Annotated in this window: 29 protein-coding genes and 1 pseudogene; 15 read left to right on the top strand and 15 right to left on the bottom strand. The window is 58.9% G+C overall.

Translation table 11 applies throughout. The features are described from left to right. Position 1: 1 nt before the first annotated feature. The 3 genes from thrS to BVL55_RS05875 form a co-directional block, all read right to left on the bottom strand. Entirely contained in the window at positions 2-1,981 is a 1,980-nt protein-coding gene (thrS, locus tag BVL55_RS05885) for a threonine--tRNA ligase (protein WP_075996124.1), read from the bottom strand. Positions 1,982-2,145: 164 nt separating this feature from the next. Further along, positions 2,146-2,493: a hypothetical protein gene (locus BVL55_RS05880; RefSeq protein WP_156892439.1), complete on the bottom strand. Its 348-nt coding sequence runs from the start codon at positions 2,491-2,493 to the stop codon at positions 2,146-2,148. A 62-nt stretch (positions 2,494-2,555) separates the two neighbouring features. Further along, complete coding sequence (locus BVL55_RS05875; protein ID WP_075996122.1) at positions 2,556-2,975, bottom strand: hypothetical protein; 420 nt, start codon at positions 2,973-2,975, stop codon at positions 2,556-2,558. Positions 2,976-3,014: 39 nt separating this feature from the next. Here BVL55_RS05875 and BVL55_RS05870 point away from each other — a divergent pair, with 39 nt between their 5' ends. Beyond that, positions 3,015-4,256, top strand: a complete 1,242-nt coding sequence (locus BVL55_RS05870; RefSeq protein ID WP_075996121.1) for a cytochrome P450 — start codon at positions 3,015-3,017, stop codon at positions 4,254-4,256. Here the strand turns inward: BVL55_RS05870 and BVL55_RS05865 are convergent. The 5 genes from BVL55_RS05865 to BVL55_RS05845 all read right to left on the bottom strand — a co-directional run bounded on the left by BVL55_RS05865 (position 4,208) and on the right by BVL55_RS05845 (position 8,116). Further along, the gene (locus tag BVL55_RS05865; RefSeq protein WP_075996120.1) at positions 4,208-5,434 is read right to left on the bottom strand and encodes a GGDEF domain-containing protein; all 1,227 of its coding nucleotides are present in this window, start codon (positions 5,432-5,434) and stop codon (positions 4,208-4,210) included. The two genes, BVL55_RS05870 and BVL55_RS05865, sit on opposite strands and share 49 nt — an antisense overlap. A 127-nt stretch (positions 5,435-5,561) precedes the next feature. Then, a complete protein-coding gene (locus BVL55_RS05860) occupies positions 5,562-6,194 on the bottom strand; it encodes a trimeric intracellular cation channel family protein (RefSeq protein WP_075996119.1) in 633 nt (210 codons plus the stop codon). A gap of 22 nt (positions 6,195-6,216) precedes the next feature. After that, entirely contained in the window at positions 6,217-7,236 is a 1,020-nt protein-coding gene (locus BVL55_RS05855) for an asparaginase (protein WP_075996118.1), read from the bottom strand. Then, positions 7,227-7,550: a membrane protein insertion efficiency factor YidD gene (yidD, locus tag BVL55_RS05850; protein WP_075996117.1), complete on the bottom strand. Its 324-nt coding sequence runs from the start codon at positions 7,548-7,550 to the stop codon at positions 7,227-7,229. The genes BVL55_RS05855 and yidD overlap by 10 nt, the downstream gene beginning before the upstream one ends. A 5-nt stretch (positions 7,551-7,555) precedes the next feature. Beyond that, positions 7,556-8,116, bottom strand: a complete 561-nt coding sequence (locus tag BVL55_RS05845) for an iron-sulfur cluster assembly scaffold protein (RefSeq protein WP_083649389.1) — start codon at positions 8,114-8,116, stop codon at positions 7,556-7,558. Between the two features lie 139 nt (positions 8,117-8,255). Here BVL55_RS05845 and BVL55_RS05840 point away from each other — a divergent pair, with 139 nt between their 5' ends. After that, positions 8,256-9,116, top strand: a complete 861-nt coding sequence (locus BVL55_RS05840) for a bile acid:sodium symporter family protein (RefSeq protein WP_075996116.1) — start codon at positions 8,256-8,258, stop codon at positions 9,114-9,116. A gap of 145 nt (positions 9,117-9,261) precedes the next feature. After that, positions 9,262-9,630, top strand: a complete 369-nt coding sequence (locus BVL55_RS05835; protein WP_075996115.1) for a hypothetical protein — start codon at positions 9,262-9,264, stop codon at positions 9,628-9,630. Positions 9,631-9,653: 23 nt separating this feature from the next. Here the strand turns inward: BVL55_RS05835 and BVL55_RS05830 are convergent, their stop codons facing one another. After that, positions 9,654-9,938, bottom strand: coding sequence for a hypothetical protein (locus BVL55_RS05830; RefSeq protein WP_075996114.1), 285 nt, complete (start codon positions 9,936-9,938; stop codon positions 9,654-9,656). Between the two features lie 186 nt (positions 9,939-10,124). On the opposite strand from BVL55_RS05830, the gene BVL55_RS05825 reads away from it, so the two are divergent. The 5 genes from BVL55_RS05825 (at position 10,125) to BVL55_RS05805 (ending at position 13,184) form a co-directional block, all read left to right on the top strand. Continuing rightward, positions 10,125-10,382, top strand: coding sequence for a type II toxin-antitoxin system HicA family toxin (locus BVL55_RS05825; protein WP_075996113.1), 258 nt, complete (start codon positions 10,125-10,127; stop codon positions 10,380-10,382). Then, the gene (locus BVL55_RS05820; protein WP_075996112.1) at positions 10,379-10,720 is read left to right on the top strand and encodes a type II toxin-antitoxin system HicB family antitoxin; all 342 of its coding nucleotides are present in this window, start codon (positions 10,379-10,381) and stop codon (positions 10,718-10,720) included. Before BVL55_RS05825 ends, BVL55_RS05820 begins: the two co-directional genes overlap by 4 nt. Before the next feature lie 299 nt (positions 10,721-11,019). After that, positions 11,020-11,484: a 50S ribosomal protein L13 gene (gene rplM / locus BVL55_RS05815; protein WP_075996111.1), complete on the top strand. Its 465-nt coding sequence runs from the start codon at positions 11,020-11,022 to the stop codon at positions 11,482-11,484. Then, positions 11,484-11,963 carry a 30S ribosomal protein S9 gene (gene rpsI / locus BVL55_RS05810; RefSeq protein WP_075996110.1) on the top strand — a complete coding sequence of 160 codons (480 nt, stop codon included), beginning with the start codon at positions 11,484-11,486 and terminating at the stop codon, positions 11,961-11,963. The genes rplM and rpsI overlap by 1 nt, the downstream gene beginning before the upstream one ends. A gap of 378 nt (positions 11,964-12,341) precedes the next feature. Further along, positions 12,342-13,184: a lytic murein transglycosylase gene (locus BVL55_RS05805; RefSeq protein ID WP_156892438.1), complete on the top strand. Its 843-nt coding sequence runs from the start codon at positions 12,342-12,344 to the stop codon at positions 13,182-13,184. A gap of 6 nt (positions 13,185-13,190) precedes the next feature. Here BVL55_RS05805 and BVL55_RS05800 read toward each other — a convergent pair whose 3' ends face one another. Together BVL55_RS05800 and BVL55_RS05795 are read right to left on the bottom strand one after the other, a co-directional pair. Next, positions 13,191-14,048, bottom strand: a complete 858-nt coding sequence (locus BVL55_RS05800; RefSeq protein ID WP_075997945.1) for a branched-chain amino acid aminotransferase — start codon at positions 14,046-14,048, stop codon at positions 13,191-13,193. Positions 14,049-14,224: 176 nt separating this feature from the next. After that, on the bottom strand, positions 14,225-15,055 hold the full coding sequence (locus BVL55_RS05795; RefSeq protein ID WP_075996109.1) for a cyclase family protein: 831 nt from the start codon (positions 15,053-15,055) through the stop codon (positions 14,225-14,227). Between the two features lie 229 nt (positions 15,056-15,284). Here BVL55_RS05795 and BVL55_RS05790 point away from each other — a divergent pair, with 229 nt between their 5' ends. Both BVL55_RS05790 and BVL55_RS05785 read left to right on the top strand, forming a co-directional pair. Further along, on the top strand, positions 15,285-15,680 hold the full coding sequence (locus tag BVL55_RS05790) for a carboxymuconolactone decarboxylase family protein (RefSeq protein ID WP_075996108.1): 396 nt from the start codon (positions 15,285-15,287) through the stop codon (positions 15,678-15,680). Positions 15,681-15,691: 11 nt separating this feature from the next. Further along, a complete protein-coding gene (locus BVL55_RS05785; RefSeq protein WP_075996107.1) occupies positions 15,692-16,675 on the top strand; it encodes a quinone oxidoreductase family protein in 984 nt (327 codons plus the stop codon). A 33-nt stretch (positions 16,676-16,708) separates the two neighbouring features. On the opposite strand, the gene BVL55_RS05780 is transcribed toward BVL55_RS05785, so the two are convergent. Together BVL55_RS05780 and BVL55_RS05775 are read right to left on the bottom strand one after the other, a co-directional pair. Then, a complete protein-coding gene (locus BVL55_RS05780; protein ID WP_205410849.1) occupies positions 16,709-17,311 on the bottom strand; it encodes an HD domain-containing protein in 603 nt (200 codons plus the stop codon). After that, positions 17,308-18,252: a phytanoyl-CoA dioxygenase family protein gene (locus tag BVL55_RS05775; RefSeq protein WP_075996106.1), complete on the bottom strand. Its 945-nt coding sequence runs from the start codon at positions 18,250-18,252 to the stop codon at positions 17,308-17,310. Before BVL55_RS05775 ends, BVL55_RS05780 begins: the two co-directional genes overlap by 4 nt. Before the next feature lie 128 nt (positions 18,253-18,380). On the opposite strand from BVL55_RS05775, the gene BVL55_RS05770 reads away from it, so the two are divergent. From BVL55_RS05770 to argC, 3 genes and pseudogenes are all read left to right on the top strand, one after another. Next, positions 18,381-19,256, top strand: coding sequence for a LysR family transcriptional regulator (locus BVL55_RS05770; protein WP_075996105.1), 876 nt, complete (start codon positions 18,381-18,383; stop codon positions 19,254-19,256). A gap of 108 nt (positions 19,257-19,364) precedes the next feature. Continuing rightward, entirely contained in the window at positions 19,365-20,318 is a 954-nt protein-coding gene (speB, locus tag BVL55_RS05765) for an agmatinase (RefSeq protein WP_075996104.1), read from the top strand. Positions 20,319-20,405: 87 nt separating this feature from the next. Further along, positions 20,406-21,343 (top strand): annotated as a pseudogene (gene argC / locus BVL55_RS05760) (N-acetyl-gamma-glutamyl-phosphate reductase). A gap of 4 nt (positions 21,344-21,347) precedes the next feature. On the opposite strand, the gene BVL55_RS05755 reads toward argC, so the two are convergent. Further along, a complete protein-coding gene (locus BVL55_RS05755) occupies positions 21,348-22,442 on the bottom strand; it encodes a COX15/CtaA family protein (protein WP_075996103.1) in 1,095 nt (364 codons plus the stop codon). A 235-nt stretch (positions 22,443-22,677) separates the two neighbouring features. On the opposite strand from BVL55_RS05755, the gene BVL55_RS05750 reads away from it, so the two are divergent. After that, positions 22,678-22,890, top strand: a complete 213-nt coding sequence (locus BVL55_RS05750) for a DUF2842 domain-containing protein (RefSeq protein WP_075997943.1) — start codon at positions 22,678-22,680, stop codon at positions 22,888-22,890. An 8-nt stretch (positions 22,891-22,898) separates the two neighbouring features. Here the strand turns inward: BVL55_RS05750 and BVL55_RS05745 are convergent, their stop codons facing one another. After that, a complete protein-coding gene (locus BVL55_RS05745) occupies positions 22,899-23,954 on the bottom strand; it encodes a polysaccharide deacetylase family protein (RefSeq protein ID WP_075996102.1) in 1,056 nt (351 codons plus the stop codon). 118 nt (positions 23,955-24,072) lie between these two features. On the opposite strand from BVL55_RS05745, the gene BVL55_RS05740 reads away from it, so the two are divergent. Continuing rightward, positions 24,073-25,284: a GNAT family N-acetyltransferase gene (locus BVL55_RS05740; protein WP_075996101.1), complete on the top strand. Its 1,212-nt coding sequence runs from the start codon at positions 24,073-24,075 to the stop codon at positions 25,282-25,284. Positions 25,285-25,287: the final 3 nt, after the last annotated feature.

Raw genomic sequence — 25,287 nt, 5'->3', positions numbered from 1 at the left:
GTCAGACGTCCCGCAAATCCGGCGGAGTTGCTTCTTCGGCCAGCATGGCAATCGCCTCATCAAGGGGCATCGACTTGCTGTCCTTGGAGCCGAGCCGGCGCATGGAGACGGTGCCCTCCTCGGCCTCGCGATTGCCGACAACGAGAATGACCGGTACCTTGGAAAGCGAGTGTTCGCGCACCTTGTAGTTGATCTTCTCGTTGCGGGTATCGGCCTGCGCAATGAGCCCGGCCTTTCGCAGCTTCGCCACCGCTTTGTGTGCATAATCGTCGGCATCGGAGGTGATCGTTGCCACCACTGCCTGCACCGGCGACAGCCAGAGCGGAAAGTGGCCGGCGCAGTTTTCGATCAGGATGCCCAAAAAGCGCTCCATGGAGCCGCAGATGGCGCGGTGGATCATCACCGGCTGGCGCTTTTCCGACTTGTCGTCGATATAAAAGGCGTTGAAACGCTCCGGCAGGTTGAAGTCGACCTGGGTCGTGCCGATCTGCCATTCGCGGCCAATGGCATCCTTCAGCGTGTATTCGAATTTAGGCCCGTAAAACGTGCCCTCGCCTTCATTAACACCGGTCTTGATGCGGCCGCCGGATTCTGATGCCATTTTCTCCAGCACCCGGCGCAAAATGTCCTCGGCATGATCCCAGGAAGCATCGGAACCGACACGCTTTTCGGGCCGCGTGGCGAGCTTTACCTCGACTTCCTCAAAGCCGAAATCGGCATAAACCTTCATCATCAGATCGTTGATGCGCAGGATTTCTGCTTCGAGCTGATCCTCGGTGCAGAAGACATGGGCATCGTCCTGGGTAAAGCCGCGCACGCGCATCAGCCCGTGCAGGGCGCCGGACGGCTCGTAGCGGTGAACATTGCCGAATTCGGCCAGCCGCACCGGCATGTCGCGATAGGATTTCAGCCCGTGCTTGAAGATCTGCACGTGGCCGGGGCAGTTCATCGGTTTCAGGGCAAAGACGCGGTGATCGGCTTCCTCGTCCTTGTCGTTGATGAAGGCATGGGCGGATTTTACCGCGAACATGTTCTCATTGTACCAGCCCCAGTGACCGGAGGTTTCCCACAGCGCCTTGTCGAGCACTTGCGGGGCGTTGACCTCCTCATAGACCCCGTCGAGCTGGCGGCGCATATAGGAAACCAGGCCCTGGAAAACGCGCCAGCCCTTGGCATGCCAGAAGACGACGCCCGGGCCCTCCTCCTGAAAGTGAAACAGGTCCATCTCGCGGCCAAGCTTGCGGTGGTCGCGCTTTTGCGCCTCCTCAAGCACATGAAGATAGTGCTTTAACTGCTTTTCATCGGCCCAGGCGGTGCCGTAGATGCGCGTCAGCATGGCGTTGGAAGCATCGCCGCGCCAGTAAGCCCCGGCAACGTTCATCAGCTTGAAGGCATTGCCGATATCGCCGGTCGAGCGCATGTGCGGGCCGCGGCACAGGTCGAGCCATTCACCCTGCTTGTAGATTTTCAGGTCCTGGTCTTCAGGGATCGCATCGACCAGTTCGACCTTGTAGTTCTCGCCTTTTGCGGCAAAGAACTTCTTCGCCTCGTCGCGGCTCCACACTTCCTTGGTGAAGGGCTCGTTGCGGGCAATGATCTCCCGCATTTTCTTTTCGATCACCGGCAGGTCTTCCGGCGTGAAGGGCTCGTTGCGGGCAAAATCGTAGTAGAAGCCGTTTTCGATCACCGGGCCAATGGTAACCTGGGTGCCCGGCCACAACTCCTGCACGGCCTCTGCCATCACATGGGCCGCGTCATGGCGGATCAGTTCCAGCGCCTTTTCATCGCCCCGGGTGACGAGTTCAATCGTGCCATCGGCCTCGATCGGATCGGCAAGATCGCGCAATTCGCCGTTGAGAGCATAGGCGACGGATTTCTTGGCAAGCGATTTGGCAATCGAACCAGCAACCTCTCCACCGGTGATGCCGGCGGGAAATTCCTTCTTGTTGCCATCAGGAAAGGTGAGCGTAATGGAGGGCATGTTCTGTCTCCTATCCAGTCCCGCCTACGAGCGCGGGTGGTTGATCGGAAGCGCCGCTCATACTGCGGCTTATGTGTGCTGCGCATATAGGTGATTTGATAGGCGAGGATCAAGGGGCCGCGATTACCCGTGTGGCCGGTTAAAAACCGTGGTGCTTGCTACGGTTAGCGTGCACGGTCCAATAAATCGTCGGTTTCGCTTTGCTCCAGCCTGGCAGCTTCCTCGACAAGCATTTTGCGGATTTTCGCTGTCGAATCTGAATCATCAACCTCGAAGCCCAACCTGCGGGCAGCTTCCACCAATTGCTTGTGCCTAAGGTAACGGGCAGTTTTGGGATTGAGCGCAAGTCTGAGGCTTTGCTTGCGGGCCAATTTGCGTTCGTTCTCTCCGATTTCCGCGCGCTTCACACCAAGTTTGGTCAGTAATTGATTCAAGGACTGAGTATCCTTGGCGCTGGCTGAAACCTTATTCCGGCCTTGCAGCTTCCTTGGCTTTCTATTTCCAGATGGCATGTCGCTCTCACCTTTCCCTTTCCGCAGGGCTTTCAAGTAAGGAATCTAAGCCAGATGGTCAGTTATTCCAAATCCGAAAGGATTTCATACACTGGTTCGGAGTATTCATCAGGCCGGGTTTCAGCCAAAGTGGTAAGGAAATAAATACCCGCCATGGTGACTTGCGGCTGATCGTGAACCAACATTTCAACGCCTTCCTTGAAACGCTGCAATGCCCATTTCCTTTCCTCCAGTTCGTGGTTACGATCAGCAGTTACTGCCCGCCAAATGGCGATGGCAATTCCCACTGCACCAGCGAGAACCAGAGCATAGGAACGAACAATTTCGTGGTTGGCGCCCGAAACCAGCCAACCGAAAAAGTCAGCGCCTACAGGCGTCGCTGCCGCCAGCGCGGCGAAGGCTGATAAAACAAACACGACAAATGCCATGTGCGTATAGTAATCACACAAACACTTGTCAGAAGAATCTTGGAATTCCCCCACCAAAACCTCCCACAATAACCTAGAATATTAACAGCAAACATGCATTCAACTCAAGAACCCTACGGCAACATCCTCTCCTTCGACCTGACCTGCCCGCCGGAGGCGTTCATTGCCGACCCATTTCCGTTTTATGCGGCGATGCTGGAACACGCGCCGGTGCTCAAACAGCCCGACGGCAGCTACATCCTTTCGCGTTATGCGGACCTCGATGCGGTCTACAAGGATACGGAGCGGTTTTCCTCCGACAAGAAGTCTACCTTCGGACCGAAATACGGAACGGGCAGCCTGTTGTTCGAACATCACACCACCTCGCTGGTGTTCAACGACCCGCCGCTGCATACCCGTGTCCGCAAGGTGATGGTCGGTGCGCTCAATGCACGGGCCATCGCCGCGATGGAACCTGGCCTTGTGGCCACCATCGACCACCTGCTGGAGGAAATGGCGGGAAGGCAAAGCGTCGACCTGATAACCGATTTCGCCTCCCGCATTCCCATCCAGATCATCGGCAACCTGTTTGACATGCCCATGGCCGAACGCGGGCCGCTGCGCGACTGGTCGCTGGCGATCCTTGGTGCGCTGGAACCGTCGCTTTCCGCCGAGCAGGAAAAGCGCGGCAATGAGGCGGTGCGGGATTTCAAGGTCTATCTTGAAGACCTTGTGGCACGGCGGCGTGCCAAGATGGGCGATCCGGAGACGGATGTGCTGACGCGGCTGATCCTTGCCGAAGGCGATGAACTATCGGAACTGGAGCTGCTGCAGAACTGCATTTTCATTCTCAATGCCGGCCATGAGACCACCACTAATCTGATCGGCAATGCCCTTGCCGCATTACAGGCGTTTCCCGATCAAAAACAGGCCTTGCTGGACGATCCCGGCCTCATTGGCACCGCCGTCGACGAGTTTCTGCGGTTTTTGTCACCAAACCAGTTCGGAAACCGGCTGACGACCTGTGAGGTGGTATTTGGCGGAACAGAAATCCCCGTGGGAACCAATCTGCATTTGTGCATTGGTGCTGCAAACCGCGACCCGGCGGTTTTCGACGATCCGAACCGCCTTGATCTGACACGCAAGCCGAACAAGCACCTTGCCTTTGCCGGCGGGCCCCATCTGTGCGTTGGTTTTCAACTGGCACGGCTGGAGGGACGCATCGCCATCAGCCGTTTTTTGGAGCGCTATCCGGCATACCGCCTTCTTGACGGTGCAAGGCTTGAAGGAAGGATCCGCTTTCGCGGCTATGCCGCCTTGCCGGCGGCGCTTTCGCCGATATCCGGCGATGCCTGAGCGCGCCCTGTGATTTCAGGGAACCCCTTTCCCGATGCCGCCATGACCTGATTGCGGCCGCTTTTCTTGGCGAGAAACAGGGCGGCATCAGCGCGTCCGAATACGCGTTCAAGGCTCTCGCCCAGCCTCCCCTCTGCGACCCCCATGCTGACGGTGGCCGTAACACCGGTATCGGGCCTGTCCGGCTGCCAGTTGGCCATTTGGGTGCGCAGTTTCTGGGCGACAAAGATTGCCGCACTTTCATTGGCTTTCGGCAACAGAATGCAGAACTCGTCCCCGCCAATACGCCCGGCGAGCCCCTTTCGCCCGATGCCGCTTGAAATATAACCGGCAAAGGCCCGGACCACTGCATCGCCTGCCAAGTGTCCCGCGCGGTCGTTGATGTCCTTGAAACTGTCGAGATCAGCGATGATCATTGAAACGCGCTGTCCGTTGCGGCCGGCTTTTTCAAGCAGTTCGCCGGCACGGCTTTCAAACCCCCTTCGGTTCAACAGGCCCGACAGAGGGTCGGTCATCGACTGGTTTTCCAGATCGCGGATAACGACGATGCCGTAGGAGATGAACAGCGCCACGGCGATGGCGGGAGAGATGACTGAAACCAGCAGGTTGACGGCTGCCATGTAGACGGAAAGATGCAGGTTCTCCACCGTCAGGCTTTCGCCGTGAACGCGGTGGGTCAGAACGCTGTTGGCAACCAGCATGAGGGCAAAGATCACCAGAAGCCAGGCCAGCACGTGGTCGATTTTCCACAGCCGTTTCGGCCAGATGGTGGCAGCAGACATGAGCAGGTATGTGGCGCTGGCCAGGGTAATGATGTGAATGCGGGCAACCACATCCGGCTCGGCAAAGCGGAAATACGCATCCGCCACAATCGCCAGGGCGGCCACGCCAGACGCCCGGATCAGGGGAAGCCGCACATGATAAAAATCCGCTGTGGCCTGGAGAAAGAGAAGGGCTGACACCACGTAAAAACTGTCGCCGAGAAAACGCAGATAGCTCGCATGCATGGGCACAACCAGCGCTTCGGCCGTGAAGGCGGCTGCCGCAAAGCCGTAACTGAGCGCAAAAAGCGCAGCCGAATGCAGCTTGCTATAGTAGAGCCTGAATCCGGCAAAGCCGAGCGCGAACAGGGCAAACAGAAATGCCGGAAGCAGTTGGTTGATCAGGTTTGCGCTCATACATCCGCCATTATTCGGCACCCGCTGAAAGACTGGCGACAGCGGGCACTTGATTCGTTAACGAGTCTCGTTGGGTATGGTTACCAAATGGTTATGAAGCGGGCCGCAAGGCGGTCTGGGTCATGACCTACTCTCCACCGCTGATGTCGCGGCCGGCACGCGGCTTGTAGCGCGGCAAAGTCCAGCCGAAGCGCAATGCGCCGCCCCGTATGATGAAGGCGATGGCAAAGGCAATTGCCAGCGAGAGTGCCTGGGGCAGGCCTGCTGCCACCGAAACCGTATAGGCGGCGGCGCCCGCCATGGCAGCAGAAACATAGATTTCAGAACGCAGCAGCACGGAAGGTTCGCCGGCCAGCAGGTCGCGCAGGATGCCGCCGAAGGTGGCTGTCAGCATGCCGGTGATGATGGCAAGCGTTGCCGACCCCGTGGCGTCCAGTCCCTTGGCAGCCCCCATGGCGCCGAACGCGGCAAGCCCGACACAGTCGAGCCAGAGCAGCACCCGGTAGCGGCTTTCCATCAGATGCGCCGTGCCATAGACCAAAAGGGCCACAGCCGCACAGACCAGCACATAAGCAGGATTGAGCACCCAGAAAACCGGCAGATCCAAAACGAGATCGCGGAACGTGCCGCCGCCAATGCCGGTGACGGAGGCAAGAAATACAAAGCCGACAATATCAAGCTGTTTTCGCGAGGCGGCAAGCGCACCGGTGGCAGCAAAGACGGCGACCCCTGCATGGTCCAGGACAAGCAGCGCGTTCATGCCGTCCCTTCCGAAACTTTGGTCATGGCCTTGTTCTCAGACTGCCAACCACGATTTCATTGCGGTTCTTCAGAACGGGATTACACAATTCTTTCAATGCCTTGACCTCGGCTTGCGAAAGTTTCGAATCGGATTCTTCAAGCATCGATTCAACCAGATGGGCGCAAGCAACTTCCGCTGCCCGGGTGGCCCCGTCCCGGCATTTCAAGGCAGCGCCAAGACCAAGTTCAGGAATGGCGATGATGAAAACACCCTCCGCCCCGGTTTTGGTGAAAACACGGCCGGGAAGCGCCTGCATCATGGCCGTATCGAAACGTTCACTGCCGGCCACCATGACCGGATGCGCCATGCAGGCATCGCGCAGGCGCAGCATGGCGGCTGAACGCTCCCTTCCCGGATCGCTGCCGGTGCCAAACCTTGCATAGGCCACGGCAAGGCTTGCCAGCGGGATTTCGTAGGTGGGGATCGAGCAGCCATCAATGCCGTAATTGTCCTCACCATGGGCCGCGCCGGTGACGGTTTCCAGCACGCCGGCGATCTCCTTCTGCACGGGATGCGTGGCGTTAACGTAGCCGGCGGTTTCCATTCCCTCCTGAACGGCGAAGGCAAGGAATCCGGAATGCTTGCCCGAACAATTGTTGTGGATCGCACCTGCAAGCTCACCTGACCGCACCAGCGCTTCGTGGTCGCGCGGATGGTAGGGAAGTTGCGCGCCGCATTCCAGACAGGTCTGTGAAAGACCGGCCGCCGCAAGCATTTCGCCGGCACCGGCGGTGTGGACCGGCTCGCCATTGTGGGAAGAACAGGCCAGGGCGAGGTGTGCAGGCGAAAAGCCAAACCGGTCGGCAGCGCCACTCTCAACGAGCGGCAGGGCCTGCAATGCCTTGATCGCGGAGCGGGGAAACACACCCCGGTCGCCATCGCCATGGACAGCAGCAATGCTGCCGTCTGCAGATGCGATCACGGCATCGACCGCATGCAGGCTTTCCACACGCCCGCCGCGCAGAGCTTCGACGATGAGGGGCTGATTTGTTATTTCCATTTTGTCCAACGCATTTTTACCGGGACCGGGTCGATACCGCTGGTTCCCAGGGGATTGCATTTGAGCACCCGCCAAAAGGTCAGCCACGAACCGGGGATCAGGCCGTGGCGGGCAATCGCCTCATAGGCATATTCCGAACAGGTGGGGAGATGGCGGCAGGAGCGGCCTATTATGGGCGACAGGGTGATCTGGTAGAGGCGTATCAGACCGGTGCCAAGCAGGCGGCCCGGTGTTTTCGGCCATTTGCCCTGCCAGTTGCGGTCAGCATCCCGGCCGCTGTGGCCAGACCGCCGTGTGGGCCTGCCGTCTGCCATTGTTTTCAACGTACCCGGAATTTGATGCCGGCCGCACCGAGCGCATGAACGGCCGCCTTGGTGGCCTTTTCGCGTTTTTCAGTGCGGGCCTGCTTGTCGCGGGCCTTGGCGGTTTTCTCCGCGGCCTCGATCTGCTCGATGCAATCGACCACCGCATCGAAGGTGAGCAGGGTGGAGGCATGACGGGCCTTGTAGTCGCGCACCGGCTCGAGAAAGCGAAACTCGGCGAAGCGGCCTTCCGGCGGCGGGCCATCGTCCTTGAGCATGGCATACATGGTCTTCTTCAGCGCCTTCAGTTCGTCTGCCGTCGCCCCAATGATGGTGCGCGCCATGATGGAGCTCGAGGCCTGACCCAGCGCGCAGGCTTTCACCTCATGGGCAAAATCGGTAACGACCTTTCCCCCAGAGCCATCAGGGCCATCGGCCATCTTCAGGTCAACGACAACGGTTGAACCGCAAAGTTTTGAATGAGCCTTGGCAGTGGCATCAGGCGCCTTGAGCCTGCCGGTTCTCTCGATGTTGCCGGCATATTCGATGATCTTGGCATTGTAGACATTGTCGAGCATGAATGAACCCTTTTCCGAAATGCGAATATAGGCCCGGCTGCAGCAAAAATCGAGTGGCTGATGGCAGGGTTACCGGCTTGCATTTTTACCGCAAGCCAATAGGTTGCCCGTGCCGCAAGGCAACTGGGAGGGATAAATCATGGGAATTTTGCTGAGCGTGTTTTTGCCGCTGTCGCTGGCGGTTATCATGTTTGCACTGGGTCTGGGACTGACGGCTGGCGACTTTGTTCGCGTGGTGACGCGGCCGCTTGCCTTCATAGCCGGTGCCCTTGGCCAGATGGTGATGCTGCCGCTGGTTGCCTTCGGACTGATCCAGGCCTTCGGAATTACCGGCGAACTGGCGGTCGGCATGATGATCCTGTCCCTGTGCCCGGGCGGGGTGACCTCCAACATCCTGGCCAAGCTCGCCCATGGGGATGTGGCGCTTTCGGTGACGCTGACCGGTGTCATTTCTCTGCTTTCGATCCTGACCGTCCCGCTCATTACAGCTTTCTCGGTCAACTGGTTCATGGGTGAAGATGCGCCTGACGTGAACGTCACCAGCCTTGCGATTGCGATGTTTCTCATCACCGCCGTTCCGGTGCTGATCGGCGTTTTGATCCGCCACTTCAAGGAGGACTGGGCGGTGAAGGCCGAGCCGCTGATGTCACGCCTGGCAACGGTGCTTTTCATTGTCATCGTTGCCGGTGCACTGGCCGCCAACTGGCAGGTCTTCATCGACAATCTGCCGAGCCTTGGGCCGGCGCTCGTAGTGCTCAACATCGTTCTTCTGCTGGCCGGCGGCCTGCTCGCCAATCTGATGGGGCTCGACCGGGAAGAGCAAAAGACGGTATCGATCGAAACCGGCATTCAGAATGCGACGCTCGGCATTACCGTCGGCGCGCTGATCCTGCCCTCGGCAACCGAACTGACGGCCTATTCCCTGCCGTCGGGTGTTTACGGCATTACCATGTACATCGTGACGATCCCGTTCGTGCTGTGGGTCGCCAACCGGGGGTAGTGCGGCAAAATCCCGAAGCTCAGATCACTTGCGGGCTTGCATGCACGTATGGGCACTGGAGGTGTAAGCGCAAAGATTTCGCTTTACTGTGTGTTGCCCACATCCTCTAATGTTCCGAGGCGCTTTTGCGCCAGGGAGAAGACCCATGAAAATGCCGAAAACGCTTGCCATGACGGCAGTTGCAATGCTGCCAGCCGCTTCCTTTGCGCTGGCACAGGGCACGGGCTCGGAAGGCTATTTCGAAATCCACAACAACACCACAAACAATGTCGTGGTTGGTTTCTACACCAATGACGGAGAAGGCTGGAGCACAAACTGGCTCGAGGATGGCCTGGTTCCCGGCACTGCGGCCGTTGCCCGGTTTACCGCACCGTCCGGCAATTGTGACCAGACCTTGCGCGTGGGGTGGCTTGGTGCCGATGGCGAGAGCGAAGTGCTGGATGACCCGATCAACATCGACATTTGCGCTGCCACCGACGTTTACCTCGACGACAACGAGATCTATTTCGACTGAGACTGCTCCGCTCCCAGAAGCGGTTATCCGGCCAGGTCCGGGCGGTATTTCGCGATCGCAGCCAAGGCCGCACCGGTACTCGCCGCTTCGGCGACCGGCACGAGGTTGGCAAAGCGCTTGCCGGTGGTGACCACCTTCAGATAGTCGTGACGGCAATTGCCCTGTGGCATTTCCAGCCCCTTAACGTCGCTCCAGCGGATCAGATACTCCTGCGCATAGCGATGAAGGATGTGGATGCCGGCGGCATCGAAACGGCAAAATCCTGGAGAGGTGTAACTTTCGGCCTTGCGGCTTGCATGGCTTGCCATATCGCCATCCTTCCTGCTGCAGGGCCCTTTGCCCGCCTTCGCTGGACCGGCGCGGCAAGGGTGCGCCGGGGCATGACAAAAGCCTGCGGCAAAATCGTTAAAATTTTACGAGTTTGGTCGTAAACCAAAGCTTGCAAATAACGCAATGCTGCATGCTTGCATATTCTGATAGCAGCCTTGTATTGCTTGCATGAACAGCAGCATAAACGAACCCTTGCAACTGTGTTTGCCAACCCGGTTTCAGGCACAATCAACTGGTCTGATATTGAGAACCTGCTGATCGCTGCAGGCGCCGAAATCATTGAGGGTTCCGGCTCCCGTGTTCGCTTTCACAAAGACGGCGAGATTGAAGTGTTTCACCGTCCTCACCCCGAAAAGGAAGCAAAGCGGTATCAGGTAAAAGCTGTACGGGAGTTTCTAATCAGAATTGGAGTAACACCATGAGCAATGTCATGACTTACAAGGGCTACAGCGCCCGAGTTCAATACGACGACAAAGACGAGATTTTTTTCGGTAAACTGGCCGGCATCCGCGATGGCGTCGGCTTTCATGCCGACAGCGTCAGCGGATTGAAAGCAGCCTTCCGTGAAGCGGTGGACGATTACATTGAAACTTGCAGCAAAGCCGGCAAGTCTCCGCAAAAACCCTTTTCCGGCAAGGTGATGTTCAGAATAAGCCCCGAAACCCATCGCCGGGCAGTCATTGCCGCTGAACTGGAGGGAGTAAGCCTTAATCAATGGGCTGAAAGCGTTTTGGAACAGGCCACCACAGCGCAGGACTGACTGACAGGACCCAAAACAAATTTATCCACCCATAGCAATTTACTCCCTCGTAGACGGTAAAATAATACCGTATTTTTAAGTCATTGTTTTTATTGCGTTTTGTTGAGCATCTTGCAAACAAAGCGCTTGACGCCTTGTCTGCCCTCGCCTATAAGCCAACGCGAAACGGGCGTCCGGCACGGCCTTGACAGGTTTTGCGGGTGCTTTGGGTTTTCCGGCACATCCTTGCATGAGCATCTGCCTTTTTTGCGGGCGGTGGCAAGGCGATTGCCGATACAAAGAAAAAGCGAGTTTGACCGATGAACACGTTCAGCCAGAAGCCTGCCGACGTGCAGAAGAAATGGGTGCTGATCGACGCCGAGGGTGTGGTGCTTGGCCGCCTTGCCGCCGTCGTCGCCTCCCGCCTGCGCGGCAAGCACAAGCCGACCTTCACCCCGCATGTGGACGATGGTGACAATGTCATCATCATCAATGCCGGCAAGGTGAAGCTGACCGGCCGCAAATACAACGACAAGAAATATTATTGGCATACCGGCCATCCCGGCGGCATCAAGGAGCGCACGGCGCGCCAGATCATCGAGGGCCGTTTCCCCGAGCGGGTGGTACAGAAGGCCGTGCAGCGCATGCTTCCCGAAGGCCCGCTGGCCCGCCAGCAATTGCGCAATCTGCGCGTTTATGCCGGTAGCGAACATCCCCATGAAGCCCAGAGCCCCGAAGTGCTCGATGTGGCTGCAATGAACTCGAAGAACAAGAGGGTAGCATAATGGCCGAGCTCAACTCACTGGAAGAACTGGGCAGCGCCGTTGCCGAAACCGAAGAGCCGCAGGCTCCGGTTTACGAGCAGAAGCTTGATGCCCATGGCCGTGCCTATGCGACGGGCAAGCGCAAGGACGCCGTTGCCCGTGTCTGGCTGACGCCGGGAAGCGGCAAGATCACCATCAACGGCAAGGAATACAACGCCTATTTCGGCCGTCCGGTGCTGCAGATGCTGATCCACCAGCCGATCAAGGCGGCCAACCGCGACGGACAGTACGACATTGTTGCAACGGTTACCGGCGGCGGACTTTCCGGACAGGCCGGCGCTGTGCGCCATGGCATTTCCAAGGCGCTGACCCATTACGAGCCGACGCTGCGCCCGGTGCTGAAAAAAGGTGGTTTTCTTACCCGCGACAGCCGCGTGGTGGAGCGCAAGAAATACGGCAAGGCAAAAGCCCGCCGGTCTTTCCAGTTCTCCAAGCGCTAAGCGCGCTTGCGGGGCCAGTTCTCCAAGCGCCAAACGCGCTTGCGGGGCCAGTTCTCCAGGCGCCAAGCGCGCTTGCGGGGCCAGTTCTCCAGGCGCTACGTGGGGCAATTGGAGACGGCTTTTACAGCAAAGTTCAAACGGGGCCCGCACGGCCCCGTTTTCTTTTTGACTCTTTGCCTTTTTCACGGCCGGGTTTGGCTCGCGAACAGGGACAGCGCTCTTGCCCCAAGGGCAGGCTGTGGCATACTCCGCCGCGATTGCCCTGCGCGTTCGTGATTCCAAAGTGGCTTGAGCCGTCACATTGGAGCCGGATTCTTCGCTAGAACGTGCTGTTTGCTGGAACCTGCTGTTGACGGTTTTCTTGAGGTGGAGATTTACATGTATTCTGCAAAATCAGTTCGCAATTGGCTTTTTGCCCTGCCCCTTGCCTTGCCCTTGGGGGCAGCGCTTGCCCTGCCCGTGCTTGCTCCGGGCGAAGCCCTGGCTGCCTTCTGTTCCAATGACAGCGCCCGCTTCAACGAATGGAAACAGGCGGTCAAGGCAGAGTACAGGGGCAAGTTCAAACCGTCGACACTGGCAAAGATCGACGGGCTGAAATACTCCTCATCCGTCATCAAGCTCGACCGCAACCAGAAAAGCTTCAAGATGAGCTTTGATCAGTTCTACAAGCGCCGGGCGACAGGGGTCGCGTCGGGCGCGCGCAAGCGCATCAAGAAGTACAGGAAATATTTCGACCGGGCCGAGCAGAAATTCGGTGTACCGCCGGAAATCATCGCCGCGATCTGGGGGCTTGAATCGGCTTTTGGTACCTACAAGGGCAAAACCTTCCCGATCCTGCAATCGATCGCCACACTGTCCTATGACTGCCGCCGAACCGATCTGTTCAGCCGAGAATTCCGCGCAGCGCTGGAGGTCATAGACCGGGGATATTACGATCTTTCCCGGGCCAAGGGCGCCTGGGCCGGCGAGATCGGCCAAACCCAGTTCCTGCCTTCATCCTTCCTGCTTGGCGCCACTGATTTCGACGGCGGCGGCATTGATGTGTTTCGCTCGCCTGCCGATGTGATCGGCTCGACCGCCAAATGGTTTGCCCGCAATGGCTGGCAGCGCGGTGGCAGCTATCAGCCGGGCAGTGCCAATTTCGGCGTCATCCAGCGCTGGAACAAGGCAGGCGTCTACCAGAAAACCATTGCCAAGCTGGCAGCGGAGATCCGCGGGTAGTCCCGGTCAGGCCCCTGCCCATTCCCAGTAGAGTTCGCGCGCCAGCCTGGTTTTCGGCCCGTGTTCATAGTCGCGCTCTTCCAGTTTCGTGGCGGGCGTGACCTTGTTGTAATTGCCCGACAGGAAGATTTCGTCAGCGGCGCGGAAATCGTCCAGCGTCAGCGTTGTCTCCCAGACCTTTTCCCCCCTGTCACGCAGGAGCTGCATCAGCCGCTGGCGGGTAATGCCATTCAGGAAAGTGCCATTGGGGATGGGCGTGAAATATTCGCCGTTCTTGACCATCCAGATGTTGGCCGTCGCGGTTTCGGCCACATTGCCCAGGCCATCGCAGCAGATCGCGTTGGAAAATCCCTTTTGCTGGGCTTCTTTCAGCATGCGCGCATTGTTGGGGTAAAGACAGGATGCCTTGGCGTTGACCGTGGCAGAGGCAAGCGTCGGGCGGATGAAGCGCGTGGTCGCCAGCGTGACCGAGGCATCGGGTGGGGCAAGCGATGCTTCCTCAATGCACAAGGCAAACCGTGTTGAATCGGGATCGGCATCCACCGTCATCGTGCCCGCTTCAGTCGACCAGGCCATGGGGCGGATGTAGAGCGCGTTCTTGCCGGAGAACTTCTTGCACCCCTCGGCTGCCAGTTCGACGATCTCGCCGGTCGCCATGGGCGGTTTCAGGCCGAGGGCCGCAGCGGAGTGGTTTACCCGGGCACAATGGCGGTCAAGATCGGGCGTAACGCCATCAAACCAGCGCGCGCCGTCGAATACCATGGTGCCAAGCCAGGTGCCGTGATCGGCCGAGCCCATGATGGGAATGTTGCCCTCCTGCCACTTCCCCTCGAACCAGGTCCATATCTGGCGGTTTTTCGCCATTGCCATGAGATTACTCCATCAAAACAGACAGGCTGTGCAGGCCTGGACAGGACCATAGCGGTATGGTCCGGTCAAGCTGCTGTCTGCCGGCAATCACAGAACAAATCAAAACGCCAAAGGACAAAGGGCAGGTCTGCCCCTGCCTTGCTCGAGATTCACTTTGCCCTGGCCGCGATTTAAACCATGGCAAAGACGCGCGCCGGTCCGCCCGTGCCGCCGCGATGCTTGGGCGCACCGACCACCAGCGTTGCGCCGGCAGCAGGAACCCCGTCGAGATTGGCGAGATTTTCCAGCCCCCAGCGGCCGGCCGGCAGCCAGGCATAGTGGGTGGCGAAATCACCCGACATGCCATAGTCGAGCGACAGCGTATCGACGGCGATGCCGGCGGCACTGGTTTCTTCCAGCAATTGCTGTGCTGCTTCAACATGGAAGCCGGGGAAGTGCATTTTCTCATCCTCCCCCACATTGCGGAACTTGGCGTCGTTGACATAGGCACCCCAGCCGGAATTCATCGCAACGCAGGCCTTTTCGGGAATGGGCCCGTTGCGGTCTGTCCATGCCTTGACGTCGTCGGGCGTGACCTGTGCATCGGGGTTTTCCACGGTCTTGGCGCGGATATCGATGACGCAGAGCGGCACTACCAGGTCACCAACCGGGATCTCGGCGACCGAACTGCCGTCTTCGGAAAAATGCAGCGGCGCGTCCATGTGGGTGCCGGTATGTTCGTTGACCCGCAATTCCAGCAGGTTGAACTTGTGTTCGGCGTAGTTGAACTTCTGGTCGCGGAAGAACTGCTGCTCGCCGAAGAAGGTCGGAAAATCCTCGTGCAGTTCATGGGTCATGTCGGTAACCGAGCCGTGGGAGGCGGCGTTTGCCGGCAAGGCGGTGGCTGCAAAGCCCGTTGCTGCTGCGCCTGCCGCCGCACCGGCGGTTGTTGCGCCCTTCAGGAAGCTGCGCCGCGACAGCATGGTATCCTTGATTTCGTTGATAATGCACGCGTTGCACATGACATTCCTCCCTGTGGTTGCGCCACTCTCTTGCAATTTACCCATCTGCTCCGCCCACACCGGCAGGCAGCAGAGGATGCCTCATGGAAACGCCAATCGCGGCTCCGGTCAAGCCTGGCGGCACGGATGATAGCGCATGTCGACGCAGGTAGCGGTTCCGGCGTTTGCCGAAGGCAGATTATTTGCTAGGTTAGCCGGCGAGCGGCATTTCGCCGGCGGGGTAACATTGATGGCAACGACAAAGCTTATCCAGGATGGGGAAGCATCTGCAGAGGTGACGGCGGTCTTTGACGATATCCGCAAGGTACGCGGCACCGATTTCGTCAACAATTTCTGGCGCGCACTGGCCAATGATCCGGCGGCGCTGAAGGCAACCTGGGAGGAAATCAAGCAGGTGATGGGGCCTGGCAGCATCGATCCCCTGGTGAAGGAAATGATCTATGTGGCGGTGTCGACCGCCAATGGCTGCAGCTATTGCATCCATTCACACACAGCATCTGCCCGTGCCAAGGGCATGAGCGAGGAACAACACAGCGAATTGCTGCGTGTAATCGGGCTCGCCGGCAAGACCAATCACATGGTCAACGCAATGCAGGTCCCTGTCGATCCCGAATTTACCGTCTGAAAGGAAAGAGTATGGCTTACGCAATGATCGCCGAAAAGGCGGGGGGTTCGAACGTCTTCAAAAAGCAGACGATCGAACTGCCCAAGCCCAAAAAGGGCGAGGTACTGATCCGCCAGACCGCGATCGGAATCAACTTCATCGACGTCTATCACCGCAGCGGGCTTTACCCCCCGCCAGGGGGTGAATTTCCGGCCATTCTCGGCTCGGAAGGTGCTGGCGTCGTGCAGGGCGTGGGCGCCGGTGTGACCGGGCTGAGGCCCGGCGACAAGGTGGCCTATACCGTGCCGGGCGGAGCCTATGCCAGCCACCGGGTGATCGAGGCCGAAAAGCTGGTGAAAATCCCTTCAGGCGTCAAGGACGAGGTGGCGGCGGCAGCCATGTTGAAGGGGCTGACGGCGCATTATCTCATCCATGATTCCTACAAGGCGAAGGCTGGCGACACCGTGTTGTTTCACGCGGCGGCCGGCGGCGTCGGGCTGATTGCCGGCCAGTGGCTGAAGGCAAAGGGCGTTACCGCCATCGGAACGGCAGGCAGCAAGGAAAAGGCAGCCCTTGCCCGCAAGAACGGCTATGCCAAATGCATCGACTATACCAAGCAGGATTTCGTCGACGAGGTGCGCAAGATCACCAAGGGAGCGGGCGTACAGGCTGTCTATGACTCGGTTGGCAAGGCGACCTATCCCGGTTCGCTCAAATGCCTGTCGAATTTTGGAACCTTCGTTTCCTTCGGCCAGTCTTCAGGCCCCATCGAGGATTTCAAACTGGCCGATCTTTCCGCCTATGGTTCGCTTTATGCAACGCGACCGACGCTGTTTGCCTTCATTGCCGAGCGCAAGGAGCTGGAGCGGCGGACAAAGGCACTGTTCAAGGCCATCAAGGACGGCGACATCAAGATCCAGGTCAACCAGACCTTTGAACTGGACAAGGTGAAGGCAGCCCATGATGCCCTGGAAAAACGCCAGACAACCGGGCAGACGGTTCTGCTGGTAAGTTGATGGTGTGTTGGCGCGCGGAGTGCTGGCGAACGCCTATCCAAGCCCCCTCACCTCACCTTCGCAGATGACCGCCGGGTCGTAGGCCTTGCGCGAGAAGACCTCATGCACCCGGTCCTCGAAATGTTCGAGCGGCTTCATGGGATAGCCGGGATCAAAACTCGACTGGTCCCAGCGTTCGCAGAAGTCGGCGCAGGTCTGATAATAGGGGTGGTCCTTGTAACGCTCGCGGGCATTGCGGTCCCAGCCATAATGATGGCCGTAAAAATAGGACTGAAACAGGCCGTGATGTTCGATTACCCAGGCAACTTCCTCGCGCACAAAGGGGCGCAGGATTTCTGCGGCAAACCGGTCGTGATTTTGCGGCGCCAGCCCGTCACCGATGTCGTGCAGCAGGGCGGCCACCACCCAGTCAATGTCCGCGCCGTCATCTTCGGCGCGGGTGGCCGATTGCAGGGCATGCTGCAGGCGGGTGATCTTGTAGCCGGCAAGGGTTTCCTCATCCTGGGATTTCAACTCGCGCAGCAGGCGGCTGGCCGTCATCTCGTGGTGCGGCTTCTCCAGCGTGGCCAGGAGTTCATAATCTTCCTTCGTGCCATCCTTCATGGCGGTGAACGATACGGTGCGCTGGCCGTTCATTCTGCCTCTCCCTTTCTCGCCCGGCGGGCATCCCCGCCAGCCTGTTTTTCATACAAGGATACGGCACCTTGGGCGCCACCGGCAAGAACGGCTGACTGTACGGCGAGAATTTCCTCGTAAAGATCAAGGCTGTGCGGCTCAAAGGGGTATGCGGGCGCTGCAATGTTGATCCAGGCCGAGTTACGGTCCTGGCCGCGCACCAGCATGGCATAATCGGCAGGGCCATCCACCGGCTTTACCCGCGGCGTGACATAGCGGACCGCAACGCCAATGCGCCGGTCTGAGGAGCGGTTGGGGCCGGAAGCGTGGAAGGTACGGCCATGGTGGAAGGACATCTCGCCGGGCTTCAGCGCACCGAACACTGCCTGTGTCTCGTCAATGCCGGCGATCTGCTGGCCGCGGGACAAGAGGTTTTCGCCATCGAACGTGTCTTCATGGGCAACAATCGTGTTTTTGTGGCTGCCGGGAATAAACCGCATGCAGCCAGCCTGTTTTGAAACATCGCTGAGCGCGATCCAGGCCGTCAATTCCTCGTCGGTCTCGCCCATGCCCCAATAGGTGATGTCCTGATGCCATGAGACGACCTTGGTGGTTCCCGGTTCCTTGATGAACAGTTCCACCGACCAGACCAGAAGGTCATCGCCCAAAATGGCAGCAACCTTGCCGACAATGGCCGGCGTTCGGGCGATATCCGCCAAAAGCGGCAGCACCACATGGCCGTTGACGCGGAAATACTGGTTGAGATCGCGCTCACCGCAGCCGGCTGAATGATCGCGCTCAAGCGTTTCCACCGCCTGCCGCAAGGCATGTGCCTCCTGCCGCTCAAACGCCTGAAGCGGGCTGAGGAAGCCATTGTCACGATAAAAGGCAAGCTGACGGGGCGAAAGACCGCCCATCCCCTGCAGCCCTTGCGTTTCTTCAAGTGCCACGCCCTGCGCCATGGTGATTTGTCTCCCGTAACAGCGTTTGGGCGATCTGAAAGGCAAAAGACCGCGAAAACAAACGGTCTTTGTTGCGTATGAGCATAAGTGCAACTTATGCTGGGGCGCAAACACTTGGAGATCGAAACGTGCCGGCAAGCCGCATTCCCTCGCTGAACTGGCTGCGCGTGTTCGAGGCGGCGGCCCGCACGGAGAGTTTTGCCCGCGCTGCCGAACTGCTCAACATGAGCGCTGCCGCTGTCAGCCAGCAGATCAAGGCACTGGAAACCCATCTGGGCCGCGACCTGTTCGTCCGGGAGGCAAAGCGCGTGGTTCTGACGGAAACCGGCCGATCGTTTCTGCCCGCCGTTCAGCAATCGCTGTATTCGGTGGAAACCACCGCAGCAGCCCTGTTCGGCACCAGGGAAGAAGAGCAGGTCACCATTCAGATGGTCAGCGTTCTGGCGATCGGATGGCTGGCACCGCGCCTTGCCCGTTTTGAGGCAGCGCATCCGGGCATCCGGGTCAATGTCAACACCGCCAATCTGGTCAGCGATTTCCGTGCGCTATTGCCGGGGCGCGATGCCGATCTGCAGGTTGCGTTCGGGTCGGCGACAGACTTTCCCGAGGGAGCTGAAAGGCTGATGGGAGAAACGCTTTATGCCGTCGCTCCGCCTCAGATCGCGGAGGCAATCCATTCTCCGAAAGACATCAGCGGGCACCTGCTCAACGAAGTTGCCACCCATCGCAGCGGCTGGCACCAGGTGCTGTCAGGGGCAGATGGCACCGATATCGGCCAATGCAGGCTGCGCATGGTCGACAACACGCCGCTTTCGCTCGTGCTTTCAGCAAGCGGTGACGGGCTGGCGCTGGCCAGGGCCCCGGCAACGGATTTCTTGACCGGCAGATTGGGTCTGGCGGCAGTCGGTGCGCTGGCGCCGGTTCGGGGCAACCAGCACTACCATCTCTTTACCAGCCAGACACGGCCCTTGGAAAGGGCGCGATCCTGTTTCGCGACTGGCTGATGGCCGAAGCCCGGCACTCAGTGGGCAAAAGCCCCGCGTAAGAGGGTGGTTGGCAGCATAAAACCGAGGTGCTACCGCTAACGTCTCAATCAAGGCAGGAATTTCCCGATGGCCAGCAAGACCACCGCCGATCACGCGATCACCACCACCGACCTTCATGCGCCCGCTGGCGACAACACCTTTTCCGGCGTCATGTCCTTCATGCGGCGCAAATATACCAAGGATGTCGGCGGGGCGGATGTGGCGGTATGGGGCATTCCGCTGGATACGTCCGTTACCAACCGCAGCGGGGCGCGCTTCGGGCCGGCGGCCGTGCGCCGTGCATCGGCGATTTTTGACAATGATCCGCAATATCCCTTCAACGCCGATCTGTTCAGACAGATGGCGGTGGTCGATTATGGCGACTGCCAGCTCTCCTATTCGCGGGTCTGGGAGAATCCCGAACGCATCGAAAACGAGGCGGCTGCCATTCTCGACCAGGGCTGTTATCTCCTGTCCCTGGGCGGGGATCATTTCGTCACCTGGCCGCTCCTGAAAGCCCATGCCGACCGGCACGGCCCGCTCGCCCTGGTGCAGTTTGACGCCCATCAGGACACCTGGGCCGATGACGGCGAAGAGATCAGCCACGGCAATTTCGTCACCCGTGCGGTGCGCGAAGGCATCATCGACCCCGAGCGCTCGATCCAGATCGGCATCCGCACCCACGCCCCGGACGATTTCGGCATCGAGATTTTATATGGCGACGAGATCGACGAGATGTCTTCAGAAGAGATCGCGGCAACCATCCTGAAACGTGTCGGCGCCATGCCCTGCTACATCACCTTCGACATCGATTGCCTGGATGTTGCCTTTGCGCCCGGCACGGGAACGCCGGTCGCCGGCGGCCCCTCATCGGCCAAGATGCTGGCCGTACTGCGAAAGCTTGGCGGCCTCGACATCAAGGGCAGCGATGTGGTCGAAGTGGCGCCGGCCTATGACCATGCCGACATAACGGCAATTGCAGCTTCCACGGTCGCAATGTATATGCTCGGCCTGCGTGCGGAGAAACTGGCGGACGAATAATCTGCTTGCTGGCGGCTAAAGTATCGATTCAGATTCCGGTGTTTTCTGCAACGCATTGATTCTGAATCTTTTTCCGGAAACCACTCCATGACAAAACCGCGGATTTTCATTGACGGAGAACACGGCACGACGGGTCTGCAGATCCGCGAACGGCTTGCCGTGCGCGATGATCTTGAGGTGCTGTCGATCCCCATGAGAAGCGGCGCAATGCCGATGTGCGTGCCCGGCTGCTCAATGAGGCCGACCTCGTCATTTTATGCCTGCCGGACGATGCAAGCCGCGAGGCGGTTGAGATGCTGGCTGCCGCCGACAATGAGACAACGCGGGTGATCGATGCTTCGACCGCCTTCCGGTCAGCGCCCGACTGGGTTTACGGTTTTGCGGAACTGGAAGCCGGCCAGCGCGAGAAGATTGCTGCGGCGCGGTTCGTTTCCAATCCCGGCTGCTATTCCACCGGTGCCATTGCGCTGCTGCGCCCGCTGATCGTGTCGGGGCAGCTACCTGCGGATTATCCGGTCACCATCAATGCGGTTTCGGGCTATTCGGGCGGCGGCAAGCAGATGATCGAACAGATGGAAAATCCGCAGGCCGAAGGGGCGATCACCGCCAACCACTTCCTTTATGCCATGCCGCTAAAGCACAAGCATGTGCCGGAAATCGTCAACCGGGCGGGACTTGCACGCGAACCGATCTTCACGCCCAATGTGGGCCGGTTTGCCCAGGGCATGCTGGTCAACATTCCGCTGCATGTGGAATTGTTGAACGATGCTTCGCTGGCCGCAATCCACCACTGTTATGACGAGCATTATGCAGGGCAGGAGGTGATCGAGGTGGTCAGCCTGAAGGATGTGGCGGCGGCCAACCGGCTGGACCCGGAAGAAATGCGCGGTACCGACCGCATGAAGCTCTATGTCTGCGGCACCGCAGGCGCGGGCCAGGTCAATCTGGTTGCCTCTCTGGACAATCTGGGCAAGGGCGCGTCAGGCGCCGCCGTGCAGAACATGGACATCATGTTGGGCGCATAGATATTCACGCACGCACTTCCAGCCCCGTTACCGGCGAATACGGCCCGACAATGCCGCGCCAATGGGCGATGGCTGCCGCCAGCAGGACCACCGCCACCGCCTGATGCGCAAGGGCGGCATGGAGCGGCACTTCCCAAAGCACGGTCAGGATACCAAGGGCAAGCTGGACAAAACCAATCAGCACGATGAGCAGCGTGCGGCGCTTGTGCTGGCGTTCAGCACCGCTGCGCAGCGCCACCCAGGCCTGGGCCAGGATCAACACAAAAAGCAGATAGCCGCCCAGGCGGTGGTTGAACTGGACGGAAATCGGGTTCTCAAACCAGTTGAGCCAGATGGGCGCAAGGTCCCAGATGGCTTCCGGCACCCACTCGCCCAGCATTTTCGGCCATTCATTGGACGCGAGTCCGGCATCGAGGCCGGCCACCAGTCCGCCGAGAAACACCTGCGCGAGGATTGCCAGCACGACCACAGGCGCAAGAATGGCAACGTGCCGCGGCACGTCACGGGTGGTCGTGTGGGGCGCCAGTCCCCGTGCAATCCAGAAGGCATAGGCAAAAATCACGCAGGCCAGCGTCAGGTGGACGGCAAGCCGGTACTGACTGACATCGACGCGGTCGACCAAGCCCGATTTTACCATCCACCAGCCGATGAAACCCTGAAGACCGCCCAGCGCCAGCAGGAAAAGCAGTTTCGGCTTGAGCCTGGTTTCGATGCGGCCTGAAAGCCAGAAGACAATGAGCGGAATGGCGAATACCAGGCCGATCATGCGGCCGAGGAAGCGGTGGCCCCACTCCCACCAGAAGATCGTCTTGAAAGCATCAAGGCTCATTCCCGCATTCTGAAGCTGGTATTCGGGGATCTGCCTGTACTTTTCGAACTCATCGTGCCAATCGGACGCAGAAAGCGGGGGGATGATGCCGTGGACCGGCTTCCATTCGGTGATCGAAAGGCCGGAATCGGTCAGCCTGGTTGCGCCGCCGACGACCACCATCACCAATATCATCAGGCAGACGAAATATAGCCACCAGCGCAGCAGGTTGCGGTTGCCGCGTTCGCGCTCAATTGCAGCTTCGATCGGGTTTTCATCTTCCATCGGCATTCCGGTTTTGCTTATCTGCTGGCATAAGCGGCAGGCAACATGAAAATGGCGGCCACCATGGCCAGTTCAACTGACATGGGGAATAGCCCAAAGCGGGGCTCGCCTTGATGGGACATCACGTCGCGTATGGCGCAATGATACCGATCGCCTATAGAATGCTTCCGGTTTCATGGATGTGTGGCCCCACGACGCCCTGCCCGCCAAGATCGCCGCGCCCGTTCCGGAGAAAACAGCCATGCCTGTAGCCATCAAGAAGATTTTCGGCATGATCGCCCTGGTGGCGCTGGTTGTCGTTTATGCGCTGGTGGCAACCGCGATCGCAACCGCCCATCTGGGGAATTCGCCCTGGTGGGTGCACATGCTCTACTTCTTCCTGACCGGAATTTTATGGGTGGTGCCGGCAATGTTCATCGTCAGCTGGATGATCCGCCTGCCGAGCGGTAAATAGGCGAGGCTTCAGGCGACATTCAGCCGCCTGCCCTTGTTGGCAAGTCTCGTGGTGGTGCCAGAAAGCAGGGCGCGCACATAGCGCAGTTTCTGAAAATGCCCGTTAAGGGAAATGCGCGGCAGGGCTGTCAAATGGTTCGCATGGTCGCGGTACACGACGCCATGGCGGGTCGTGACGGCGGTTTCATAACCACAACGCCCGGCAAGGACAAACTCCCGTTCGCCGGCGGCAGCAGGATAGCCGTAGGGATAGGCAAAGTGCTTTGGGCGAATGCCGGTTTCAAGTTCGATCAGGGACCGGCTTTCTTCAAGTTCTGCAATGGCATCCTGTTCGTTGAGCCGGGCAAGTGCATAATGGCCGATGGTATGGGCACCCAGAGTGCAGAGCGGGTCGGAAGAAAGCTCTTTGAGCTCCTGCCAGGTCATGATCGATTGTGCCCTGTGGGCCTCGGCATCCACGCCGGACATCCCGCAAAGCCCTGAAACGATGCGGCGCTGATCGTCCTCGCTGACCTCATTGGTCAGATAGGCCATCAGATAATCAAAGGCTTCCTGCTTTTCCTTGTGGTTTGACAGGGGCAGTTCGCGGCGCAGGCCCTTCCAGTCGAAATACAGTGTGTTGCGGGCTTCAAGCACCGCGGCAAGGTCTTCCCACCACAAACTGGCGCGCCCGTCGACAAGGCCCGGCGCAACAAAAACCGTGTAGGGTATGTTGTATTTGCGGAAAACCGGCACGGCATTTTGCAGGTTGTCTCTGTAGCCATCATCCAGGGTTACGGCAATAAACGGCCGGTTGCCCTTGCCGCTGTCGCGAATGCGCTGGGCAGCTTGATCCATGCTGACGAACTCGAAAATGCTGCGCGACAGGGCATCAGCAAGACGGTCGAGAAATTCCGGCGTCACCGACAGGTGCGCATTGGGCGCAAAGCCGTTGTTTTCAGGCTTGCACACCCGGTGCAGCATCAGGATTGAGCCGATACCCCGCAAACGTTCATTGGCCAGATTGGCAGCGCCTGAAAGCCGGATCGCTTCAAGCATGATGCGGGTTGCGAGCGTTCCGGGCATTGTGCGTTAACCTGCTGTTAGGGAAAACCAGTACGGACCCAAGCTAATCATGGATTATTTAGATTCGGTTGATAGCGTGCAGCCGATCAACAGTTCCAACGCATGAGCCAGGAAAAACGTGTCGCGCGCCGCTGTACTGAACGCCGGAAAATCCATTGCCGCCGCCAGGGATGTTCGCATTCTGGCTGATGAAATCGACTTGTCGATCCATGGCAGCGCGCAGGGGCTCAGGGAAGAATGGGAAGCGCTGGAAAAAACCGCACCGGTTTCCGTTTACCAGCGGTTTGAGTGGATTGAGACCTATCTTCAGGAATATGCCTCCAGAAAAAACATTCATCCCTTCATTGCCGTTGGCCGGCATGAGGGCAAAATCGTGTTCATTCTGCCGCTGTCAATTCACGGCCGGTGGGTGCGTCGGTTGAAGTTTGCCGGCGGCAGCCATGTCAACTTCAACATCGGTATCGTTTCGCCGGAATATGCCGGCCGGCTCGGGCCGCAGAGTTTTGACCGAATCTATACCCGGCTGCGCCGCATTCTGCCCGGCGTTGGCTATGTCGCCTTGTGCTGCCAGCCGCAGACTTGGCTTGGAAAGCCGAATTCCGTCATTGGCTCGCAGGCACATCGCAGCGGCAACCCCGCCTATGTACTTGACCTTGAAGGCGGCTTTGATGCAACGCTTGCCCGCGGCAATGGCAAGCGCAAGCGCAAGAAATTCCGGCAGCAGGTGCGTATGGCCGAGTCGATGGGCGGATATGAATTCGTCACGCCGCAAAGCCTGCCGGAAGTCGAACACATCATTGATGTGTTCTTCGAGCAGAAATCCCGCCGGCTGAAGGAATTGGGCATCCGGGATGTCTTTGCCGGACAGGAAACCAAGGCCTTCCTGAAAAAACTGGCGCGCAAGTCGCTTCATGACAGCGAACCGCTGTTGCAGATCTTCGCCCTGAAAATAAAGGGCGAGATTGTCGCCATTTTTGGCGGCGGTGCGCACAACAGGCGGTTCTCCGGCTATTTCTCCTCAATCGCCAGCGGCTGGGAAAAACTGTCACCCGGCGAGATGCTGCTGTATCTGGTGGTGGAGAAGCTTTGCTGTGAAGGCTATGTCCAGATGGATCTGGGTGCCGGGGATGAACGCTACAAGCGTTCGTGGAGTTCTGAACGCATCGAAACCTATGAAACGCTGATGCCCTTCAACCGGGCAGCGCTTCCTGTAATCGCCCTGCGCAAGCTGTATGGCGGCCTGCGGCGCATTGTGCGCGAAGACGAGCGGTACTGGTCGCTTTACAAGGATTTTCGCAAACTCAAAGCCCGGCTGCAGTTTATGAATTAACGA

It is taken from the genome of Salaquimonas pukyongi, assembly GCF_001953055.1.
GTDB classification, from domain to species: Bacteria; Pseudomonadota; Alphaproteobacteria; order Rhizobiales; family Rhizobiaceae; genus Salaquimonas; species Salaquimonas pukyongi.
Note: the sequence above shows the minus strand (reverse complement) of the source record. Positions and strands in the feature narration are given on the sequence as shown.

What these genes read in the sequence shown, in the direction of transcription:
- thrS (WP_075996124.1), bottom strand. Translation starts at nt 1,981, where the DNA reads ATGCCCTCCATTACGCTCACCTTTCCTGATGGCAACAAGAAGGAATTT.
- BVL55_RS05880 (WP_156892439.1), bottom strand. Translation starts at nt 2,493, where the DNA reads ATGCCATCTGGAAATAGAAAGCCAAGGAAGCTGCAAGGCCGGAATAAG.
- BVL55_RS05870 (WP_075996121.1), top strand. Translation starts at nt 3,015, where the DNA reads ATGCATTCAACTCAAGAACCCTACGGCAACATCCTCTCCTTCGACCTG.
- BVL55_RS05865 (WP_075996120.1), bottom strand. Translation starts at nt 5,434, where the DNA reads ATGAGCGCAAACCTGATCAACCAACTGCTTCCGGCATTTCTGTTTGCC.
- BVL55_RS05860 (WP_075996119.1), bottom strand. Translation starts at nt 6,194, where the DNA reads ATGAACGCGCTGCTTGTCCTGGACCATGCAGGGGTCGCCGTCTTTGCT.
- BVL55_RS05855 (WP_075996118.1), bottom strand. Translation starts at nt 7,236, where the DNA reads ATGGAAATAACAAATCAGCCCCTCATCGTCGAAGCTCTGCGCGGCGGG.
- yidD (WP_075996117.1), bottom strand. Translation starts at nt 7,550, where the DNA reads ATGGCAGACGGCAGGCCCACACGGCGGTCTGGCCACAGCGGCCGGGAT.
- BVL55_RS05845 (WP_083649389.1), bottom strand. Translation starts at nt 8,116, where the DNA reads ATGCTCGACAATGTCTACAATGCCAAGATCATCGAATATGCCGGCAAC.
- BVL55_RS05840 (WP_075996116.1), top strand. Translation starts at nt 8,256, where the DNA reads ATGGGAATTTTGCTGAGCGTGTTTTTGCCGCTGTCGCTGGCGGTTATC.
- BVL55_RS05835 (WP_075996115.1), top strand. Translation starts at nt 9,262, where the DNA reads ATGAAAATGCCGAAAACGCTTGCCATGACGGCAGTTGCAATGCTGCCA.
- BVL55_RS05830 (WP_075996114.1), bottom strand. Translation starts at nt 9,938, where the DNA reads ATGGCAAGCCATGCAAGCCGCAAGGCCGAAAGTTACACCTCTCCAGGA.
- BVL55_RS05820 (WP_075996112.1), top strand. Translation starts at nt 10,379, where the DNA reads ATGAGCAATGTCATGACTTACAAGGGCTACAGCGCCCGAGTTCAATAC.
- rplM (WP_075996111.1), top strand. Translation starts at nt 11,020, where the DNA reads ATGAACACGTTCAGCCAGAAGCCTGCCGACGTGCAGAAGAAATGGGTG.
- rpsI (WP_075996110.1), top strand. Translation starts at nt 11,484, where the DNA reads ATGGCCGAGCTCAACTCACTGGAAGAACTGGGCAGCGCCGTTGCCGAA.
- BVL55_RS05805 (WP_156892438.1), top strand. Translation starts at nt 12,342, where the DNA reads ATGTATTCTGCAAAATCAGTTCGCAATTGGCTTTTTGCCCTGCCCCTT.
- BVL55_RS05800 (WP_075997945.1), bottom strand. Translation starts at nt 14,048, where the DNA reads ATGGCGAAAAACCGCCAGATATGGACCTGGTTCGAGGGGAAGTGGCAG.
- BVL55_RS05795 (WP_075996109.1), bottom strand. Translation starts at nt 15,055, where the DNA reads ATGTGCAACGCGTGCATTATCAACGAAATCAAGGATACCATGCTGTCG.
- BVL55_RS05790 (WP_075996108.1), top strand. Translation starts at nt 15,285, where the DNA reads ATGGCAACGACAAAGCTTATCCAGGATGGGGAAGCATCTGCAGAGGTG.
- BVL55_RS05785 (WP_075996107.1), top strand. Translation starts at nt 15,692, where the DNA reads ATGGCTTACGCAATGATCGCCGAAAAGGCGGGGGGTTCGAACGTCTTC.
- BVL55_RS05780 (WP_205410849.1), bottom strand. Translation starts at nt 17,311, where the DNA reads ATGAACGGCCAGCGCACCGTATCGTTCACCGCCATGAAGGATGGCACG.
- BVL55_RS05775 (WP_075996106.1), bottom strand. Translation starts at nt 18,252, where the DNA reads ATGGCGCAGGGCGTGGCACTTGAAGAAACGCAAGGGCTGCAGGGGATG.
- speB (WP_075996104.1), top strand. Translation starts at nt 19,365, where the DNA reads ATGGCCAGCAAGACCACCGCCGATCACGCGATCACCACCACCGACCTT.
- BVL55_RS05755 (WP_075996103.1), bottom strand. Translation starts at nt 22,442, where the DNA reads ATGCCGATGGAAGATGAAAACCCGATCGAAGCTGCAATTGAGCGCGAA.
- BVL55_RS05750 (WP_075997943.1), top strand. Translation starts at nt 22,678, where the DNA reads ATGCCTGTAGCCATCAAGAAGATTTTCGGCATGATCGCCCTGGTGGCG.
- BVL55_RS05745 (WP_075996102.1), bottom strand. Translation starts at nt 23,954, where the DNA reads ATGCCCGGAACGCTCGCAACCCGCATCATGCTTGAAGCGATCCGGCTT.